Here is an 18,672-nt window from a genome sequence, read left to right on the forward strand (position 1 = left end):
ATGGCAGAGTGAAATCATCTCAAATCATTCTGACGAGCGGGCTTACCCGAGGCACCCGAACGCTCAACTCAGAGCGAGGCGACGTGCCGGGCTGGGTGCTGATTACGTTGATGACCGCAGGTCTTGTGATCATAATTTGGGGTCTTGCGGGGCCAGCACTCAGCTCGGTGTTCGAACAGGCGATTGATCGCGTAACAGGCTTCTAGTGTGCCCCGCTGCTAGCGGCTCTTGCTCCGCACCGCGCTCAAACACTTGGGGCCACGCGGCCGTTGCGCGGCTGCGAGCTGACGAGACTGGCTCGGCGATTGTCGAGTTTGTTCTCGTATCAGCATTGTTGACGGTGCTCACTCTGAGCGTTATCCAGTTGGGGCTTGCCCTGCACATCCGAAACACGGTGTTGGATGCCGCGGCGGAGGGTGCGCGCTTCGCTTCACTCGCCGATACTTCACTCGCCGATGGTGTTGCACGCTCTCAAGACCTCATTTCGACTGCGCTCTCGCCCGGCTATGCCGCCGACGTCACAGCAAACGCCACCAACCACCTCGGCCAGCCCTCGGTGATTGTCACCGTGCGCACACCACTGCCGCTATTCGGTTTGATCGGCATTGACGACGGTTTGGAGGTGTCTGGCTTTGCCCCCATCGAACAGGTTCGCTAGCGTCATCCGGCTCGCTCAACGCAAATGGGGGAGCCTGGGCGACGACGCAGGTTCGTCAACCCTTGAGTTCATCACCGTGGGAATGATCATGCTCATCCCTCTCGTTTATTTGGTCCTGACGATGTCTGCGATCCAAGGTGGCGCTTTGGCCGCCGAGGGCGCTGCTCGCCAAGCAGTGCGTGTGTTCGTTCAGGCAGACACTCTCGCTGAGGCCGAAAGTTCTGCGGAGCGCGCTATCGAATTTGCTCTCGACAATTACGGGATCGATCCCTCGGATGCCTCCGTAGAGATCGTCTGCTCACCCGACCCGGCGAACTGTCTCACTCGTCGTGGCTACGTCACGGTCACCATTGCCGTTGACATAGCTTTGCCGCTCGCGCCGCCGGTGCTCACAGGAAACTTTCCCGCGCAGATTCCCCTTGATGCCACGGCTACTCAACAAGTTTCACAATTTAGAGGTTCTCGATGACACCGAGAGAAGAGGGATTCGACGGTGAGCGAGGGTCGGCGCTCCTCCTCACGATCTTTTACTCCTTCCTCTCGCTCGTCCTCGTCTTTATGGTCGTCGCCGCCACTTCGCTCTACCTCGAACGAAAACGACTCTTTACTCTCGCCGATGGAGCAGCGCTCGTCGGTGCCGAGTCCTATGACCTCGATGATGTCGAACTCACCCCAACGGGCTATCGGCCACAACTCACCAACGCGAAAGTCGCCTCGGCGGTTGCCAGTTATGTCACGGCGAATCGCGGCGACGGATTTTCTGAGCTTCGGATCGAAGAAGCGACGACGAACGACGCGGCGAGTGCGACAGTTTCCCTTTCCGCATACTGGAAGCCACCGTTCGTCTCGCTACTTGTGCCGGAGGGCATCCGAATTGACGTCACTGCAACCGCGCGATCGGTGTTTTCCTAGCCAGTAATGGGGCATGCCCAGCAAGCGCTCCAGCAGTATTTAGCAAACGTTCGTGCAGCAAACAGGGAGCTTCGCTTCGTAGCGTAGAGGGTGCACTTGACGAAAGTGTGCAACCCCCACGAAGGAGATAGCCATGAAACGAATCGTTATCGTCGGCGGCCACGGCAAGATTGCCATGAGCCTCGCAGAAATACTTAGTGGCGAAGGTCACCATGTGCACTCCCTGATTCGCAACGCCGATCAAGAAGCGGAGATTAGCGCTACCGGTGCGATGCCCGTTGTCGCAGATATCGAGGCGCTCAGTGCCGCAGAGCTATCTGAAATCTTCACCGGACACGACGCCGTAGTCTTCGCTGCCGGTGCGGGTGGTGGAAGCCCCGAACGCACCTACGCCGTCGACCGCGACGCCGCTATTCGAACGATGGATGCTGCGGCTCACGCTGGCGTTCACCGCTACGTCATGCTCTCGTACAAGGGCGCGAGCCTCGATCATGGTGTGCCGGAAGATAATGACTTCTTCGCCTACGCCGAATCGAAGGCTGCTGCCGACGACCACCTCCGCAAGGGACCGCTGCAGTACACAATTGTTGGTCCAGGATCGCTCTCCAGCGAACCCGCATCAGGAAAAATCGACGTTGGCGCTGCCGCGACGGCCGAGCATGCAGCGCGCGATAATGTGGCTCGAGTCATTGCCACGGTGATAGACAGCGACAACACCATCGGGCAGACCATCGAGTTCATGGATGGGTCAACTCCGATCTCCGAGGCTATTGCCGCTATTGCTTAGCGTGCGGGATAAACAACGAACCGACGCCTAGCACGATAAGAGCAACACCGCCGATTGCTGACAGCGTGGTTATGCGGTGGGGTGAACGCGCAAACCAGTCGCGCGCGAACCCCGCCGCTACCGCCCACGTCGTGTCAGTAATCACGGCGATTCCCATGAAGAGCATGCCGAGCACGAGCAGTTGAAGCTGCACGCTCCCGGAGCTGAAGCTCACAAATTGGGGGAGCACGGCAACAAAGAACACGGTCGCTTTGGGATTCGTGATTCCGACAACGAAACCTTGGCTGAAAACCTTCCACTGCGAGCTCTTCTTCGGGGAAGCGGCATCCGTCGCAGCATGAGCATTTCGGTGGCGAATCGCCTGCACTCCGAGGTAGATCAGGTACGCAGCGCCCAAATATTTCACCACGGTAAAGGCGATCACTGATTGCGCGATGATCGTGCCGACGCCAAAGGCGACACCGATCACAAGCACAACTCCGCCAGTGGCGTTTCCGAGCGAACTGATGATGCCGCCGAGTTTTCCCAACGATAGAGATCGACCGATCAGAAAAAGCACGCTCGGGCCTGGAATCAGGATGATGGGCATGGCCACCAGGACGAATGCGATCAGGTTTGCGGTGGGGATCACTTCTGCGGCTTCTGGATGTAGCGCGGAACGTAGCGCAGCATTATTCCGGCCCCGATCAGTCCCAAGATTCCTACCGCGCCGGCGGCGAATGATATTGATGCGATGGCGGTGATTCCCGCGATCATTAGCGGCGAGGCCGCTTGGCCCACGCCGCCGGTGAATCGCCATGCGCCAAGGAAGGGTGCCGGGTTCTTAGGGGGAGCGAGGTCAGCCCCGAGCGTCATGAGAATCCCACTGCCGAGCCCGTTGGCAAGAGACAAGAACATGGCGGCAAAGATGAACCACGCTGTGTTAGCGCTCACGTCGTGAGTGACAGAGAGCACGAGGTGCCCGATTCCGAGGCCAATGAGTGATGGCACTGCTGTCCAGAGGCGACCGAAGCGATCCATGATCTGACCGCCGGTATAGAAGAGAGCGAAGTCAACGGCGCCGGCAATTCCGATAATGATGGCGGTGTTGGCGTCGGCGATGCCTATGCTGACGGCCCACAAGGGGAGGATGACCTGGCGACTGGCGCGCATTGCACCGATCACCGCTGCACCAAGACCGAGGCGCGAAAGCACAGCGCGGTTGCGTCGGATCGTGGCGAAGAGTCCGTGGGCTTCTTGCTCCACGAGAGCTTCTCCGTCGCGGAGGGTTCGATCATTAACCCGTGAGGTATGCACGGCACCAAACGTGGTCGCGGGGTCTGGCAAGAGAATGAGTACAAGTGCGGCTGCGATGGCAGCAACGACGTGGATCCAGAAAGCGGCGATCACCGTTCCGGTGAGGTGGATAATTCCTGCAGAGATGAACGGTCCTATGAAGACGCCAAGACGGAACGTGCCGCCCAGAGTCGACAGCGCCCGAGCGCGATAGGACACGGGAACAAAGCTGGTAAGAAAAGCGTGCCGGGCCAACGCGAATACGGCCGCCGCGAGGCCAATGAGAAGCACCCCGAATCCGAGCGCTACCGGGTTGGGCGCGAGAATTGCGACAACAACTCCGATGATCGAGAGTGCACTAGCGCCGATCATGGCCGGGCGTTCGCCGATGCGAGAGATGAGCCATCCACTCGGAATATTGCCGAACAACTCGCCGAGAGTCAGAACCGCCGCAACGAGGCCCGCAATTGCCAGCGACGCCCCCAGACTGTCAGCGGCGATCGGAATCAGCGGAATAATCGCGCCTTCACCAATAGAAAACAGCAGCGTCGGTAAAAGAACGGGCAGCCCTATCGAGCGCCAGCTAAAGGATTGTTCTGTTGTGCTCATCGTCGTCCATCGTATGTCGTGAGGGCACGCATCACTGGCAGCCTCAGCAACCAGATCGGACGACCGATCGGGTGTCCCTTGGGCATCGCGGGTAGTCTGGTTGGTGACATGGATGAACTGGACTTTTCTGACGACATCGCGGCACTACGCTCCACTTTTGCGGACATTCGCCAGGTAGTCGACACCGACCGACTTGCGGCAGAAATTGCCGAACTGAGTGAACTGGCGGGTGCCCCCGATCTCTGGGACGACACCGACAAGGCGCAAAAGGTCACAAGTGACCTCAGCCACCGTCAGGCCGAACTTGCCAAGATCAATTCCATTTCGAGTCGACTCGATGACATTGAGATCATGGTTCAACTTGCCAATGAAGAAAGTGATGCTCAGGCGGCAGCGGATGCCCGCACTGAACTCACCGGAATCAAGAAGACTCTCGGCGACCTCGAGGTCCAAACTCTCCTCAATGGCGAGTTCGATCAGCGCCCCGCCGTCATCACCATTCGCGCTGGAGCGGGAGGCGTCGACGCCGCTGACTTCGCCGAAATGCTGTTGCGCATGTACTTGCGCTACGCCGAGCAGCACTCGTATCCGACGCGTGTTCTTGACACGAGCTACGCCGAAGAAGCCGGCATCAAGTCGGCGACGTTCGAGGTTGACGCTCCCTTCGCTTTCGGAACGCTCAGTGTCGAGGCTGGTACCCACCGTCTGGTACGCATGAGCCCGTTCAACTCTGCGGGCAAGCGCCAGACGAGTTTTGCTGCGGTCGAGGTTGTTCCTCTTATTGAGACGACGGATGTTGTTGAAGTTCCGGAGAACGACATCCGTGTTGATGTCTTCCGTTCTTCCGGTCCTGGTGGTCAGTCGGTCAACACGACGGACTCTGCGGTGCGTATCACTCACTTGCCGACCGGCATTGTTGTGAGCTGCCAGAATGAGAAGAGCCAGATTCAGAACCGTGCTGCGGCAATGCGTGTGCTGCAGTCACGGTTGCTTTTATTGCAGCGTGAGCAAGAGGCGGCAACGAAGAAGGAAATCGCTGGCGTAATCACCGCGAGCTGGGGTGACCAGATGCGCAGCTACGTGTTGGCCCCGTATCAAATGGTGAAGGATCTTCGCACCGAGTTCGAGGTCAACAATCCCTCGAATGTGTTCGATGGTGATTTGGATGGCTTTATCTCTGCTGGCATCAAGTGGCGCAAGCGCGTCATCAAGTAACCCCAGACCAGTGACCTCACCAACCGTGGCTTCCCGCGAGTTCATTTCAGCCACGGTGTGACCTGAACTGGGCCACCTGTGAGTCTCGTCACCCGGTGCGTCGTTGACCGGTTCCGTGCTGCACGTCTTTAGGCTGACTTCAAATGATTCGTTTTGATGCTGTTTCGAAGTCCTATCCGGGCACCACCAGGCCGGCGCTGAACTCGGTCGATCTTGAGATTCTCAAGGGCGAGTTCGTCTTCTTGGTTGGCGCTTCTGGATCAGGTAAGTCAAGTTTTTTGCGGTTGATCCTCAAGGAGGAGAACCCAACTAAGGGGTCTATTCACGTGCTGGGTCAGCACTTGAATACTTTGTCGAGCCGCAAGGTCCCATATTTTCGCCGCAATCTCGGCGTTGTTTTTCAGGACTTCCGGCTGCTGCCAAACAAGACTGTCTTTGACAATGTGGCGTTCACGTTGCAGGTGATCGGCAAGAGTCGTGGCTTCATTCAAGAGGCAGTTCCGGATGCTCTCAAGATGGTCGGTCTCGCCGGCAAGTCAGGACGGTTTCCTCATGAACTTTCTGGCGGTGAGCAGCAGCGCGTTGCTATCGCTCGCGCGGTGGTCAATAAGCCAGCCATCATGCTCGCGGATGAGCCAACAGGTAACCTCGACCCCGCTACCGCGGCTGGCATCATGACGCTGCTTGAGCGAATCAATTTGGGCGGCACGACTGTTCTTATGGCAACCCACGATGCGGGCATTGTTGATCAGATGAAGCGCCGCGTAATCGAACTAATTGGTGGTCAGATTGTGCGCGATGAGCGCCAGGGTGGCTACCAAACGCAGACGGTTCCTGTTCAGGAGCGAATTCCGCATCCTGCTGCTAGCGATCCCACGGGTTCGGCCCAGACTGTGGTTTCACCGCGGTCGCACGGTGGGGGGCTCGACGCATGAGGCTCGGTCTGATTCTTGGCGAGGTTGGTAGTGGGCTCCGTCGTAACCTTTCGATGGTGGTCTCTGTTGTTTTGGTGACGTTCATCTCCCTCACTTTCGTGGGGGCGTCGATTCTGCTGCAGATGCAGATCGGGCAGATGAAGGGCTACTGGTATGACCGCGCCCAGGTTGCGGTCTACATGTGTACCGATATTGATACGACCGGCAATTGCACGCTTGCTGAGGCAACCGAAGACCAAATTGATGCTGTGCAGCAGCAGCTGGATTCCGCGACGTTGGCGCCTTATATCAATGAGGTTCAATTCGAGACTCATGAGCAGGCCTACGAAAACTTCACGGAACAGTTTGCTGACACCACGTTCGCCGGGATCATCACGCCCGAGACGCTTAACGAAAGTTTCCGGGTCAATCTTGTTGATCCCGAGCAAGCTGATGTGTTGATCGAGAGTCTTTCTGGTCTGGCCGGCGTCGAGAGTGTGCAAGATCAGCGCGCCTATCTTGAACCAATTTTTTCCATCTTGAACGCCGCCAGTTTCACGGCGATTGGAGTGGCTGGGCTCATGCTTGTCGCTGCGGTCCTGTTGATTGCCACGACCATTCGGCTTAGTGCGTTCTCGCGGCGAAGAGAGCTCGGCATCATGCGGCTCGTTGGGGCTTCGAACCGCTTCATCCAGACTCCGTTCATCCTCGAAGGAGTCTTCGCCTCCCTCATCGGTTCGGTATTGGCCGGGGGAGCGATCGTTGCGATCGTTCAGTTCTTCGTGCGGGGTTACTTGGCCTCAACGCTGCCGGTGAATACGAGCCTGTTGGGAATGGATGAAGCACTACTGGTCGTGCCCATCCTGATTGTGGCTGGGGCTGGTCTTGCCGCGATTTCCGCTGGCGTCGCGATCAGTCGATATTTGAAGGTCTAGGCTGCGGGTAGCTCGCGCGCTAGACTGGTCTGCTGCACTGTCGGCATCCGTCGTAGCATTGTGCACCCCAACGTATCTGAGAGAGAAGTGAATCATGCCCAAGGAAGGTGACCGGAAGGTTGTTGCCAGCAACCGTAAGGCGCGCCATGACTACAGCATCGAAGACACCTTTGAGGCTGGTCTTGTGCTGTCGGGTACTGAGGTCAAATCTCTGCGTTTGGGTCGTGCAAGTCTGATCGATGGCTACGGCTACATCGACGACCATGCTGAAGCTTGGTTGGATGCCGTGCACATTCCTGAGTTCTTTCAGGGCTCGTGGAATAACCATCCTCCGCGTCGCAAGCGCAAGATGCTCCTCCACAAGGAGCAGATCCTCAAGATTCACAACAAGATCAAGCAGGGCGGCTATACGCTCGTGCCTTTGTCGATCTATTTTCTGGATGGTCGGGCCAAGGTCGAACTCGCGGTTGCCAAGGGTAAGCGTGAGTATGACAAGCGGCAGACACTGCGAGAGCGCCAAGACAAGCGTGAGTCAGATCGGGCTATCTCTGCCCGCAAGAACATGGGCGAATAGCCCCTGGCTTGTCGCTCGCGTCAGTTAGATCGCGGCGAGTTCTTCGATCTTTGCTGTGAGTTCTTTGTCGCTGGGCTCTACCTGGAATGTTCCGTCGGGAAAGTGCACGACGGGGATGTTCAAGCGTCCGCTGATGGCGTGAGCACGGTCCGCAGCGGTTGGATCCTTTTCGACGTCGATCTTGTCCCACTCGACACCCAGTGAATTGAGGAGTGCTTCTGAGCGGCGGCAGTCGCGGCACCAATCCGCGCCGAACATTTGGATCTTGGTTGGCAATGCCTCTGTGGTTTCACTCATGAATCCAACTTTACGGGCGAGATGCTGATGCTCTGCCCCACGTTCGCTTCCAGCGTGTGAGCCAGTCGCGGGCTAGCTTGTGCGCTTTTTCTGAACTACAATTGAGGGCTGCCTGTTAATTAGGCAAATTTGATAACTCCACAGCGCGACAACGACCCACACAGGGGGATGATCGGTTTCGACATTGCCTGCAAAACTGTGAGAAGCGGGTCGAGAATGCAGCCTTATCTCGTTAACGATGACTGCAAACTATAAGTGCCAATTCAAAGCGCACTGACTTCGCCCTCGCTGCCTAAGCGAGCGCACTAAAGAAGTCCGTCAGACCGGGAATGCTCTCTACCCGGACTCTGGCGCAATTTAGAGAGATTGCTGCGTAGTTACGCCTGAGGGCTACGTGGGACTTGCACTCTGGCTGGGCTTGTTGATCTAGGTGCTTGTGGCAAAGATCAGAGCCGAGTAGAACGTCTGCACAAGCTACACCCGTAGAAGGCACAGAATTACAGCAGTGGACGGGGGTTCAATTCCCCCCATCTCCACCACCGGTCGTTGTCGCGTTGTGAAGTTTCTTTCGGTGCCGTGCCCTGTCTGCAGGGCACAGCACCTCGAGCCTCACGCTGAAGTTGATGGACCTTCGTTGCGCTTGGCGCCCTCGGAGGGCGTCACGGTGAAGGTGACCGGTTCGATGTATCCGTGATTGGCGAACGTTACTTTTACGGCGGCTTCTACTTCGGAGACGCGAGCGTGGGGCACGAGTGCGATTGCGGCGCCGCCGAAACCTCCACCGGTCATCCGGGCGCCAATTGCGCCATGCGTTTGAGCGGTCTCCACGGCGAGATCAAGTTCGGGGATAGAGATTTCGAAGTCGTCGCGCATCGAAACATGCGAAGCATCGAGCAGAGCACCGATCGCCAATGGACCGTCAGCGTTGAGTGCACGTACCGTGTCGAGTACCCGTTGGTTTTCTGTGACGACGTGGCGCACGCGGCGGAAAGTAACGTCGTCGAGGAGTTCGCGCGCACGCTCGAGGTCATCGACGCTGACGTCGCGCAATGAGCTAGTTCCCATAGCTGCCGCTCCTGCTTCGCAGGCAGCGCGGCGTTCTGCGTAGCCTCCAGTGGCGTGGGAATGGGATACGCGCGTATCCATCACGAGGATGCTCAGCTCAGCTTGTGCAAGTCCGAGCGGCACCACTTCGACTTCGAGCGAACGGCAATCTAGGAACACTGCCGAGTCGGTCGCCCCGAGCAACGATGCTGACTGATCCATGATTCCTGTGGGAGCGCCGACGACGTCGTTTTCCGCGAGCTGGCCCACTTCCGCGAGCTTTTCGCGGGAGAATCCGAGATTCCATAGGTCGTTGAGCGCAAGTGCCACTGAGCTCTCGATGGCGGCGGATGATGACAGTCCGGCCCCGACGGGAACGGTGGAATCGATGAGGATATCCACACCCGCAACTGCGGTGAGGTCTGCGCCGTGTTGTCCGAGTGCCCAGGCGACTCCGAGGGGGTACGCGCTCCATCCGGTGATACGTCCAGCGATACGTGCCGCGTCGAGATCTGCTAACGGAAACTCCACCGAGGTGTCATCGAAGGTGCTGGTTACGCGAATTATTCCGTCGGTGCGAAGACCAACGGCGGCACGGGTTCTGCGGTCAATCGCGAACGGGAGAACGAAACCTTCGTTGTAGTCGGTGTGCTCACCGATGAGGTTGACGCGCCCCGGTGCCGACCACACGCCATTCGGAGCGTGCCCGGCGACGGCGACGAAGCGTTCGCTTAGTTGTTCCACTGTGTCGCTCATGCTCGTTCAATTGCCTTTCGGATGTTTGCGGCAGCGGCTTCGGGTGTGACGTCGGCGATCCACGCGCCCATTGCCGATTCCGAGCCTGCAAGATATTTCAGTTTGTCTGCCGCGCGACGAGGCGACGTTAGTTGAAGGTGGAGCCGGTAGGTATCGCGCGCGCGATTAACGGGAGCCTGGTGCCACGCGGCAATGTATGGCGTGGGGGAGTCGTAGATTGCATCGACGCCTGTGAGCAGTTTCAGGTAGAGCGTGGCGAGTTCGTCTCGTTCTGCGTCTGAGGTTGCCGCGAAGTCGGGGATTTGGCGATGCGGAAGCATGTGGATCTCGATGGGCCAGCGAGCGGCGAATGGCACGAAAGCTGTCCAGTGTTCTCCGCTAAGTACAACGCGGTCTCCTGCACGTTCGAAGTCGAGGATGCGCTGAAACATGTCGGAGCCGATTAGCTCGATCGAGTCGAGGGTGCGTTGCGTCTTCGGTGTGATGTAGGGGTAAGAGTAGATCTGGCCATGGGGGTGGAGAAGGGTTACGCCGATTGCTTCTCCGCGGTTCTCAAACGGAAACACTTGCTGCACGCCATCGAGTGCCGATAGGGCTTCCGTTCGGTCGGCCCAGGCTTCGATGACTGTTCGTGCCCTACTGGCCGTCTGGGTGCCGAACGATCCTTCGTGGTCGGGGCTGAAGCACACCACTTCACAGCGCCCGATGGAACTCCGAGTGCGTCCGAGCCCGAGCTCGGCGAGATCGTCAAGACCGGTCGGACTGTTTTCACTGCCGGCAAGTGCTGGACCAAAGGATGGCGAACGGTTTTCGAAAACGGCGACGTCATAGAGCGCCGGAACCTCTGAGGGATTATTCGCTGTTTGGGGCGCAAGGGGGTCTTGATCGGCGGGGGGAAGAAAGACACGGTTCTGGCGAGCGGCCGCTATCGACACCCATTCGCCGGTCATGATGTCTTGCCTCATGGTTGCGGTGGCCGGTCGAGGATCGAGGGTGCGGCTGTCGACGGATCGTTCTTCGCCGAGAGTGGTGTCTGCGTCGTCGAAGTAGATGAGCTCTCGGCCATCGGCAAGAGTCGTTGGTCGTTTCGTGATTGTGGGGCTCATTCTGCACTTCCGTTTGTGCCGTTGGCGGTTGTGGCACGAAGGCGTGCTTCCCAAGCGCTACGAACCATTTCTTCTGCGGTATGCCGCATTTTCCAGTCGAGGTCTCGAGTGGCTAGGTCGCCGTTGGCGACGATGCGGGGCGGATCACCAGCGCGGCGCGGTGCTATTTCTGGAGTGAATTCGATTCCAGTGACGGATGCCACAGCGCTCATGATTTGAGCCACAGATAGCCCATCGCCACTTCCGAGGTTGTAGGCGGGCTCGATTTCTTGGCGAGAGTCGAGCCGACGAGCGGCGGCGACGTGGGCGGCCGCAATGTCGGCAACGTGCACGTAGTCGCGCACGTTGGTGCCGTCCGGTGTCGGGTAGTCGTTGCCGTAGATGCGCGGTACGCGACCTTCGACGAGGGCTTCGAACACGAGTGGAAAGAGGTTGTGGGGGCTGGTGTCGTAGATCGTTGGATCTCCGGAGCCGACGACGTTGAAGTATCGCAACGAGGTGTGCCGCAGCCCTGCCGCTACTGCTTGGTCACGAAGTAGCCATTCGCCGATGAGTTTAGATTCGCCGTAGGGGGAGAGGGGAGCTTTCGCTGTGCTTTCGGTGACCTGGTCGACGTCTGGCGTTCCGAAGACTGCGGCGCTTGACGAAAACACGATCTGCTCGATGGCGCATTCCTGCATTGCTTCGAGCAGGGAGAGGGTGCCGGTGACGTTCTGCGCGTAGGTGTGCAGTGGTCGTTCGACTGAGACTCCGGCATATTTGAATCCAGCAACGTGGACGACGCCAGTAACGTTGTGGGCGATCATCGCTGCGGCAAGAGCGTCCTTGTCGAGGATGCTCGCCTGGATGAAGGGCACTCCGTCAGGAATGAAGCCCTCGAAACCGCTCGAGAGGTCATCGACGACGATGGCGTCCATCTGAGCGTTAACTAATGCGCGAACGACGTGTGCGCCTATATAGCCGGCGCCGCCGGTTACCAACCAAGTCATCGGGATTCCTCGTGTCTGGGCAGTGGTCCAGCCACGATTGCAGCTTTTCACTCTGCGAGCGATCCAATTGTATGACTAATAGGTTCGTGCGTCCAACCTCAGTCTTCTGCGCGCCCGACCTCAGCGGCGAACGAGACGAAGTTCCCGGATGTTCGGATTGAAATCCATCTCTCGCACTTTGCCGTCCGGCATGAATCGGTTTCGGGCATAGAACGATCGAGCTCGAAGATTCTGCTCAAGCACCCACACGCTTGCCGCTGCGCCGCCCAGTGCAGCGTCGAGGAGTGCTTGGCCGGCACCAGAGCCATGCGCTTCCGCCAGAACATAAATCATCTTGAGTTCTTCGGCAGGCAAAGCTGGTTCATCCCGGTTGTGTTCCGCGTGTGCGAACCCCACGATTCGTGCGTCGATCTCAGCGACCACTGTTGTCACGTTCGCGTCGAGGAGTAGTTCGTTCCACATTGCTTCTCGACGAAGTCGCGCTTCGTCGCTCCAAGCTTGTTCGGGGAACTGCCCGGTGTAGGTCTCTTTCCACGATTTCGTATGCACGGAGGCGAGCTCTTCGGCATCATCGAGCCGCGCGGCGCGTGTGGTGAAACTGGGCATAGAACTATCTTCTCGCAGTACGTCCTATTGCTGCTTCCAAAACTGTGGCGTGGTTGTCTGTTTCCGGAGTCCCTTCGTTAGCTAGGTCTCAGTGTTTTGTTGAGGATGTTGCAAAGACACGCCCGGGATGTGGTTGGTGTTGGTGAGGGGGCAGGAATGCACGTAATGTTTCCTCTTGTCACCCCAAAGGTGCGGAAGTCCCGGGCAGTTCTGCTGCTAGGTTTCCGGCCTCAAGTGGGGACCACCATTCTCCGGAATCTTTTATGGTTCGGGTCGAGTCAAACATCGTTTTACCTCTTGTGGGTTTCGGTGTCAGATCTTAGGATGAGAACCCGCTTTATTCGCGTGTTGGTCAGTTGTTGGGTGCCGTTCTGGTGCCGGATGGTTGGTTTGACAAGCGCGGTGAAGCTGGTAAGTTAGACAGGTTGCCTTCCGCATGTATGTGGGGGTTGCCAACACAGGTTTGAAAGCCCTGGGGTGAAGCCGTTGTGCGGTGGAGGTCAGGAGCGTCCGATCCTTGAGAACTCAACAGCGTGCACAATGTCAAATGCCAAAAACCCGACTGTGCTTAGTGAAATCGTCCCATTTCGGGTCGTGATTGCTGGTGCAGCGGATTCCTTTGGAAAAGATATAAACAACAAAGCAAGTCAGTATTGATTTGTTCTGTCAGTTTCAAACTTGCAAGGTTCTGACCTATTCCGGTTAGTCCTTGCACACAATGTGCTTCTGCAAGCTTGCTTGTGGTTGCTAAAAAACATTTATGGAGAGTTTGATCCTGGCTCAGGATGAACGCTGGCGGCGTGCTTAACACATGCAAGTCGAACGATGAAGCAGAGCTTGCTCTGTGGATTAGTGGCGAACGGGTGAGTAACACGTGAGTAACCTGCCCTTGACTCTGGAATAAGCGTTGGAAACGACGTCTAATACCGGATACGAGCTTCAGCCGCATGGCTAGGAGCTGGAAAGAATTTCGGTCAAGGATGGACTCGCGGCCTATCAGGTAGTTGGTGAGGTAATGGCTCACCAAGCCTACGACGGGTAGCCGGCCTGAGAGGGTGACCGGCCACACTGGAACTGAGACACGGTCCAGACTCCTACGGGAGGCAGCAGTGGGGAATATTGCACAATGGGCGCAAGCCTGATGCAGCAACGCCGCGTGAGGGACGACGGCCTTCGGGTTGTAAACCTCTTTTAGTAGGGAAGAAGCGATGTGCTTGTCACATCATGACGGTACCTGCAGAAAAAGCACCGGCTAACTACGTGCCAGCAGCCGCGGTAATACGTAGGGTGCAAGCGTTATCCGGAATTATTGGGCGTAAAGAGCTCGTAGGCGGTTTGTCGCGTCTGCTGTGAAAACTGGGGGCTCAACCCCCAGCCTGCAGTGGGTACGGGCAGACTAGAGTGCGGTAGGGGAGATTGGAATTCCTGGTGTAGCGGTGGAATGCGCAGATATCAGGAGGAACACCAATGGCGAAGGCAGATCTCTGGGCCGTTACTGACGCTGAGGAGCGAAAGCATGGGGAGCGAACAGGATTAGATACCCTGGTAGTCCATGCCGTAAACGTTGGGAACTAGATGTAGGGACCATTCCACGGTTTCTGTGTCGCAGCTAACGCATTAAGTTCCCCGCCTGGGGAGTACGGCCGCAAGGCTAAAACTCAAAGGAATTGACGGGGGCCCGCACAAGCGGCGGAGCATGCGGATTAATTCGATGCAACGCGAAGAACCTTACCAAGACTTGACATATACGAGAACGGGCTAGAAATAGTTCACTCTTTGGACACTCGTAAACAGGTGGTGCATGGTTGTCGTCAGCTCGTGTCGTGAGATGTTGGGTTAAGTCCCGCAACGAGCGCAACCCTCGTTCTTTGTTGCCAGCACGTAATGGTGGGAACTCAAAGGAGACTGCCGGGGTCAACTCGGAGGAAGGTGGGGATGACGTCAAATCATCATGCCCCTTATGTCTTGGGCTTCACGCATGCTACAATGGCCGATACAAAGGGCTGCAATACCGCAAGGTGGAGCGAATCCCAAAAAGTCGGTCTCAGTTCGGATTGAGGTCTGCAACTCGACCTCATGAAGTCGGAGTCGCTAGTAATCGCAGATCAGCAACGCTGCGGTGAATACGTTCCCGGGCCTTGTACACACCGCCCGTCAAGTCATGAAAGTCGGTAACACCCGAAGCCAGTGGCCTAACCCGCAAGGGGAGGAGCTGTCGAAGGTGGGATTGGTAATTAGGACTAAGTCGTAACAAGGTAGCCGTACCGGAAGGTGCGGCTGGATCACCTCCTTTCTAAGGAGCATGTGCAACGCGTTTTTTCGTCCCTGCGGTATACACAGGGTTAGTAGGAAACGCATTATGTTGCCAAGTCGTACTGCCCTGTTCGGGGTAGACGGCGCTCATGGGTGGAACATTGACATTGTGGCCAGAGGAACTATTTTCTCTTCAGTACGCTGACTTCGGTTGGTAGGAACGAGGGTTTATGGGGGTGCTGGTCTTTGCACGTTGTTGGGTCCTGAGGGACCGGGCTCGGACTGAAAGGTTCGTGTTCGTACCTTAGGACCTGGGACATCGAAAGGTGTCTTTGGGTCTGATGGATCCTGGTCTTGTTTCCTGCAGGTTGGGGGATGAGGGAGGATACCGCCCGTATTTTGAGAACTACACAGTGGACGCGAGCATCTTAGATTCGACCGAAAGGTCGGATCACAAGAAATAACAATTGCTGTCATGCCTTTGGGTGTGGCAGTTCATTGGTCAATCTCGGCATTTAGGTGCCGCGATCGATTCTTATACTCATGTGATATCAATTTTCTAAGAGCAAACGGTGGATGCCTTGGCATCTGGAGCCGAAGAAGGACGTATAAATCTGCGATAAGCCTCGGGGAGCTGATAATAGAGCTGTGATCCGAGGATTTCCGAATGGGGAAACCCCGCTGGGCGTTGCAAGACGACTCAGTGACTCCCGCCTGAATATATAGGGCGGGTAGAGGGAACGTGGGGAAGTGAAACATCTCAGTACCCACAGGAAGAGAAAACAACCGTGATTCCGTTAGTAGTGGCGAGCGAAACCGGAAGAGGCCAAACCGATCATGTGTGATAGCCGGCAGGCGTTGCATGGTCGGGGTAGTGGGACTTTTCAGCTGTTACTGCCGTACAGCAAGAATTACAAAGTGATATAGACGAAGTGGATTGAAAGCCACGCCATAGAGGGTGCCAGCCCCTTAGTCGAAATGTTGCAATGGTTCGAAGAGTATCCCAAGTAGCACGGGGCCCGAGAAATCCCGTGTGAATCTGTCAGGACCACCTGATAAGCCTAAATACTTCCAGATGACCGATAGCGGACAAGTACCGTGAGGGAAAGGTGAAAAGTACCCCGGGAGGGGAGTGAAATAGTACCTGAAACCGTTTGCTTACAAACCGTTGGAGCAGCCTTAGTAGCTGTGACAGCGTGCCTTTTGAAGAATGAGCCTGCGAGTTAGTGATCAGTGGCGAGGTTAACCCGTGTGGGGCAGCCGTAGCGAAAGCGAGTCTTAATAGGGCGAAATAGTCGCTGGTTCTAGACCCGAAGCGAAGTGATCTATCCATGGCCAGGTTGAAGCGTGTGTAAGAGCACGTGGAGGACCGAACCCACTTCAGTTGAAAATGGAGGGGATGAGCTGTGGATAGGGGTGAAAGGCCAATCAAACTTCGTGATAGCTGGTTCTCTCCGAAATGCATTTAGGTGCAGCGTTGCGTGTTTCTTGCCGGAGGTAGAGCTACTGGATAGCTGATGGGCCCTAAAAGGTTACTGACGTTAGCCAAACTCCGAATGCCGGTAAGTGAGAGCGCAGCAGTGAGACGGTGGGGGATAAGCTTCATCGTCGAGAGGGTAACAGCCCAGACTACCAACTAAGGTCCCCAAGCGTGTGCTAAGTGGGAAAGGATGTGGAGTTGCACAGACAACCAGGAGGTTGGCTTAGAAGCAGCCACCCTTGAAAGAGTGCGTAATAGCTCACTGGTCAAGTGATTCCGCGCCGACAATGTAACGGGGCTCAAGCACACCACCGAAGTTGTAGATTTCGTATTATAGGTAAGCCTTCGTGGTTCAGCCGTACGGAGTGGTAGGAGAGCGTCGTGTGGGCAGTGAAGCGGCGGTGTAAACCAGCCGTGGAGCCTACACGAGTGAGAATGCAGGCATGAGTAGCGAAAGACGGGCGAGAAACCCGTCCTCCGAATGATCAAGGGTTCCAGGGCCAGGCTAATCCGCCCTGGGTAAGTCGGGACCTAAGGCGAGGCCGACAGGCGTAGTCGATGGACAACGGGTTGATATTCCCGTACTGACGAAGAACCGTCCCAACTAATCCAGTAATGCTAAGTATCTGAATCCCCTAGACCAATCCCTTCGGGGTGAGGCGTGGGGCCTAGCGTACGACCCTATTCTGGTGCGGTTAGCGTATTAACAGGTGTGACGCAGGAAGGTAGCTGAGCCGGGCGATGGTTGTCCCGGTCTAAGGATGTAGGGCGAACGATAGGCAAATCCGTCGTTCATTAAGCCTGAGACCCGATGGGTAGTCGTCAAGACGAAATCAGTGATCCTATGCTGCCAAGAAAAGCATCGACGCGAGGTTCAAGTTACCCGTACCCCAAACCGACTCAGGTGATCAGGTAGAGAATACTAAGGAGATCGAGAGAATCGTGGTTAAGGAACTCGGCAAAATGCCCCCGTAACTTCGGGATAAGGGGGGCCTAAGGCGTGAACGGATTTACTCCGGGAGCGCTGCAGGGCCGCAGAGACCAGTGGGAAGCGACTGTTTACTAAAAACACAGGTCCGTGCTAAGTCGCAAGACGATGTATACGGACTGACGCCTGCCCGGTGCTGGAAGGTTAAGAGGAACGGTTAGTCGTAAGGCGAAGCTGTGAATTTAAGCCCCAGTAAACGGCGGTGGTAACTATAACCATCCTAAGGTAGCGAAATTCCTTGTCGGGTAAGTTCCGACCTGCACGAATGGCGTAACGACTTCCCAGCTGTCTCAACCGCGAACTCGGCGAAATTGCACTACGAGTAAAGATGCTCGTTACGCGCAGAAGGACGGAAAGACCCCGTGACCTTTACTATAGCTTTGTATTGGTGTTCGGTGTGGCCTGTGTAGGATAGGTGGGAGACTGTGAAGCTTGGACGCTAGTTCAGGTGGAGTCATTGTTGAAATACCACTCTGGTCATATTGGATATCTAACTTCGAACCGTGATCCGGTTCAGGGACAGTGCATGGTGGGTAGTTTAACTGGGGCGGTTGCCTCCCAAAAAGTAACGGAGGCGCCCAAAGGTTCCCTCAACCTGGTTGGTAATCAGGTGTCGAGTGTAAGTGCACAAGGGAGCTTGACTGTGAGACTGACAAGTCGAGCAGGGACGAAAGTCGGGACTAGTGATCCGGCAGTGGCTTGTGGAAGCGCTGTCGCTCAACGGATAAAAGGTACCTCGGGGATAACAGGCTGATCTTGCCCAAGAGTCCATATCGACGGCATGGTTTGGCACCTCGATGTCGGCTCGTCGCATCCTGGGGCTGGAGTAGGTCCCAAGGGTTGGGCTGTTCGCCCATTAAAGCGGTACGCGAGCTGGGTTTAGAACGTCGTGAGACAGTTCGGTCCCTATCCTCTGCGCGCGCAGGAAATTTGAGAAGATCTATCCCTAGTACGAGAGGACCGGGATGGACGAACCTCTGGTGTGTCAGTTGTTCCGCCAGGAGCACCGCTGATTAGCTACGTTCGGAATGGATAACCGCTGAAAGCATCTAAGCGGGAAGCCAGCTTCAAGATGAGATTTCCATGGCTTAGGCCGAGAGACTCGCAGCTAGACTACTGCGTTGATAGGCTGGATGTGGAAGCAGGGACTAACGACCTGTGGAGCTGACCAGTACTAATAAGTCGATAAATTGATAACACCCCACCTCACTGGGCAGTCTTTGACTGTCGAATGGTGACTGAGAAGAATTCTCGCGTCCACTTTGTGGTTCCCG

Annotated in this window: 16 protein-coding genes, 2 rRNA genes and 1 other RNA gene; 12 read left to right on the plus strand and 7 right to left on the minus strand. The window is 56.6% G+C overall.

Going from position 1 to position 18,672, the window contains the following annotated elements:
* Positions 1-8: 8 nt before the first annotated feature.
* From AC061P_RS04550 to AC061P_RS04570, 5 genes are all read left to right on the plus strand, one after another.
* Entirely contained in the window at positions 9-206 is a 198-nt protein-coding gene (locus AC061P_RS04550) for a hypothetical protein (protein WP_449648528.1), read from the plus strand.
* Positions 206-658 (plus strand): TadE family protein, encoded by a 453-nt coding sequence (locus AC061P_RS04555; protein WP_480391951.1) that lies wholly within the window; start codon positions 206-208, stop codon positions 656-658. The genes AC061P_RS04550 and AC061P_RS04555 overlap by 1 nt, the downstream gene beginning before the upstream one ends.
* Positions 633-1,127, plus strand: a complete 495-nt coding sequence (locus AC061P_RS04560; RefSeq protein WP_480391952.1) for a hypothetical protein — start codon at positions 633-635, stop codon at positions 1,125-1,127. The genes AC061P_RS04555 and AC061P_RS04560 overlap by 26 nt, the downstream gene beginning before the upstream one ends.
* A complete protein-coding gene (locus AC061P_RS04565; protein WP_449648526.1) occupies positions 1,124-1,570 on the plus strand; it encodes a Tad domain-containing protein in 447 nt (148 codons plus the stop codon). The genes AC061P_RS04560 and AC061P_RS04565 overlap by 4 nt, the downstream gene beginning before the upstream one ends.
* Before the next feature lie 133 nt (positions 1,571-1,703).
* Positions 1,704-2,357: an SDR family oxidoreductase gene (locus AC061P_RS04570; RefSeq protein ID WP_480391953.1), complete on the plus strand. Its 654-nt coding sequence runs from the start codon at positions 1,704-1,706 to the stop codon at positions 2,355-2,357.
* Here AC061P_RS04570 and AC061P_RS04575 read toward each other — a convergent pair.
* Both AC061P_RS04575 and AC061P_RS04580 read right to left on the minus strand, forming a co-directional pair.
* Positions 2,347-2,988: a LysE family translocator gene (locus AC061P_RS04575; protein ID WP_449648524.1), complete on the minus strand. Its 642-nt coding sequence runs from the start codon at positions 2,986-2,988 to the stop codon at positions 2,347-2,349. The two genes, AC061P_RS04570 and AC061P_RS04575, sit on opposite strands and share 11 nt — an antisense overlap.
* Positions 2,985-4,241: an MFS transporter gene (locus AC061P_RS04580; protein ID WP_449648523.1), complete on the minus strand. Its 1,257-nt coding sequence runs from the start codon at positions 4,239-4,241 to the stop codon at positions 2,985-2,987. The genes AC061P_RS04575 and AC061P_RS04580 overlap by 4 nt, the downstream gene beginning before the upstream one ends.
* Before the next feature lie 108 nt (positions 4,242-4,349).
* On the opposite strand from AC061P_RS04580, the gene prfB reads away from it, so the two are divergent.
* The 4 genes from prfB to smpB all read left to right on the plus strand — a co-directional run bounded on the left by prfB (position 4,350) and on the right by smpB (position 7,879).
* On the plus strand, positions 4,350-5,456 hold the full coding sequence (gene prfB / locus AC061P_RS04585) for a peptide chain release factor 2 (protein WP_449648522.1): 1,107 nt from the start codon (positions 4,350-4,352) through the stop codon (positions 5,454-5,456).
* A 143-nt stretch (positions 5,457-5,599) separates the two neighbouring features.
* The gene (gene ftsE, locus AC061P_RS04590; RefSeq protein ID WP_449648521.1) at positions 5,600-6,391 is read left to right on the plus strand and encodes a cell division ATP-binding protein FtsE; all 792 of its coding nucleotides are present in this window, start codon (positions 5,600-5,602) and stop codon (positions 6,389-6,391) included.
* On the plus strand, positions 6,388-7,305 hold the full coding sequence (gene ftsX, locus AC061P_RS04595; protein WP_449648520.1) for a permease-like cell division protein FtsX: 918 nt from the start codon (positions 6,388-6,390) through the stop codon (positions 7,303-7,305). Before ftsE ends, ftsX begins: the two co-directional genes overlap by 4 nt.
* Positions 7,306-7,399: 94 nt before the next feature.
* Positions 7,400-7,879 (plus strand): SsrA-binding protein SmpB, encoded by a 480-nt coding sequence (gene smpB, locus AC061P_RS04600; protein ID WP_009771737.1) that lies wholly within the window; start codon positions 7,400-7,402, stop codon positions 7,877-7,879.
* A 24-nt stretch (positions 7,880-7,903) separates the two neighbouring features.
* Here smpB and AC061P_RS04605 read toward each other — a convergent pair whose 3' ends face one another.
* Positions 7,904-8,176 carry a glutaredoxin domain-containing protein gene (locus AC061P_RS04605; protein WP_449648519.1) on the minus strand — a complete coding sequence of 91 codons (273 nt, stop codon included), beginning with the start codon at positions 8,174-8,176 and terminating at the stop codon, positions 7,904-7,906.
* A gap of 164 nt (positions 8,177-8,340) precedes the next feature.
* Between AC061P_RS04605 and ssrA the strand changes: the two genes are divergently transcribed.
* Positions 8,341-8,715, plus strand: a transfer-messenger RNA (tmRNA) gene (gene ssrA / locus AC061P_RS04610).
* Positions 8,716-8,785: 70 nt separating this feature from the next.
* Here the strand turns inward: ssrA and galK are convergent.
* The 4 genes from galK to AC061P_RS04630 form a co-directional block, all read right to left on the minus strand.
* Entirely contained in the window at positions 8,786-9,976 is a 1,191-nt protein-coding gene (galK, locus tag AC061P_RS04615; RefSeq protein ID WP_449648518.1) for a galactokinase, read from the minus strand.
* On the minus strand, positions 9,973-11,082 hold the full coding sequence (gene galT, locus AC061P_RS04620) for a galactose-1-phosphate uridylyltransferase (protein ID WP_449648517.1): 1,110 nt from the start codon (positions 11,080-11,082) through the stop codon (positions 9,973-9,975). The genes galK and galT overlap by 4 nt, the downstream gene beginning before the upstream one ends.
* A complete protein-coding gene (galE, locus tag AC061P_RS04625) occupies positions 11,079-12,071 on the minus strand; it encodes a UDP-glucose 4-epimerase GalE (RefSeq protein WP_449648516.1) in 993 nt (330 codons plus the stop codon). The genes galT and galE overlap by 4 nt, the downstream gene beginning before the upstream one ends.
* A gap of 120 nt (positions 12,072-12,191) precedes the next feature.
* Positions 12,192-12,677: a GNAT family N-acetyltransferase gene (locus tag AC061P_RS04630; RefSeq protein ID WP_449648515.1), complete on the minus strand. Its 486-nt coding sequence runs from the start codon at positions 12,675-12,677 to the stop codon at positions 12,192-12,194.
* 757 nt (positions 12,678-13,434) lie between these two features.
* Between AC061P_RS04630 and AC061P_RS04635 the strand changes: the two genes are divergently transcribed.
* Positions 13,435-14,970 (plus strand): 16S ribosomal RNA (locus tag AC061P_RS04635).
* A gap of 509 nt (positions 14,971-15,479) precedes the next feature.
* Positions 15,480-18,596: ribosomal RNA gene (locus tag AC061P_RS04640) — 23S ribosomal RNA — on the plus strand.
* The 16S and 23S rRNA genes sit together here, the layout of an rRNA operon.
* The last annotated feature ends 76 nt before the right edge of the window (positions 18,597-18,672 follow it).

The organism is Rhodoglobus sp. G.S.4 (genome assembly GCF_056619605.1).

Bases quoted from the DNA above. Each gene is read 5' to 3' on its own strand.
- AC061P_RS04580 (WP_449648523.1), bottom strand. From the start codon at position 4,241: ATGAGCACAACAGAACAATCCTTTAGCTGGCGCTCGATAGGGCTGCCC.
- smpB (WP_009771737.1), top strand. From the start codon at position 7,400: ATGCCCAAGGAAGGTGACCGGAAGGTTGTTGCCAGCAACCGTAAGGCG.
- prfB (WP_449648522.1), top strand. From the start codon at position 4,350: ATGGATGAACTGGACTTTTCTGACGACATCGCGGCACTACGCTCCACT.
- AC061P_RS04570 (WP_480391953.1), top strand. From the start codon at position 1,704: ATGAAACGAATCGTTATCGTCGGCGGCCACGGCAAGATTGCCATGAGC.
- AC061P_RS04565 (WP_449648526.1), top strand. From the start codon at position 1,124: ATGACACCGAGAGAAGAGGGATTCGACGGTGAGCGAGGGTCGGCGCTC.
- ftsX (WP_449648520.1), top strand. From the start codon at position 6,388: ATGAGGCTCGGTCTGATTCTTGGCGAGGTTGGTAGTGGGCTCCGTCGT.
- galT (WP_449648517.1), bottom strand. From the start codon at position 11,082: ATGAGCCCCACAATCACGAAACGACCAACGACTCTTGCCGATGGCCGA.
- galE (WP_449648516.1), bottom strand. From the start codon at position 12,071: ATGACTTGGTTGGTAACCGGCGGCGCCGGCTATATAGGCGCACACGTC.
- AC061P_RS04605 (WP_449648519.1), bottom strand. From the start codon at position 8,176: ATGAGTGAAACCACAGAGGCATTGCCAACCAAGATCCAAATGTTCGGC.
- AC061P_RS04630 (WP_449648515.1), bottom strand. From the start codon at position 12,677: ATGCCCAGTTTCACCACACGCGCCGCGCGGCTCGATGATGCCGAAGAG.
- ftsE (WP_449648521.1), top strand. From the start codon at position 5,600: ATGATTCGTTTTGATGCTGTTTCGAAGTCCTATCCGGGCACCACCAGG.
- galK (WP_449648518.1), bottom strand. From the start codon at position 9,976: ATGAGCGACACAGTGGAACAACTAAGCGAACGCTTCGTCGCCGTCGCC.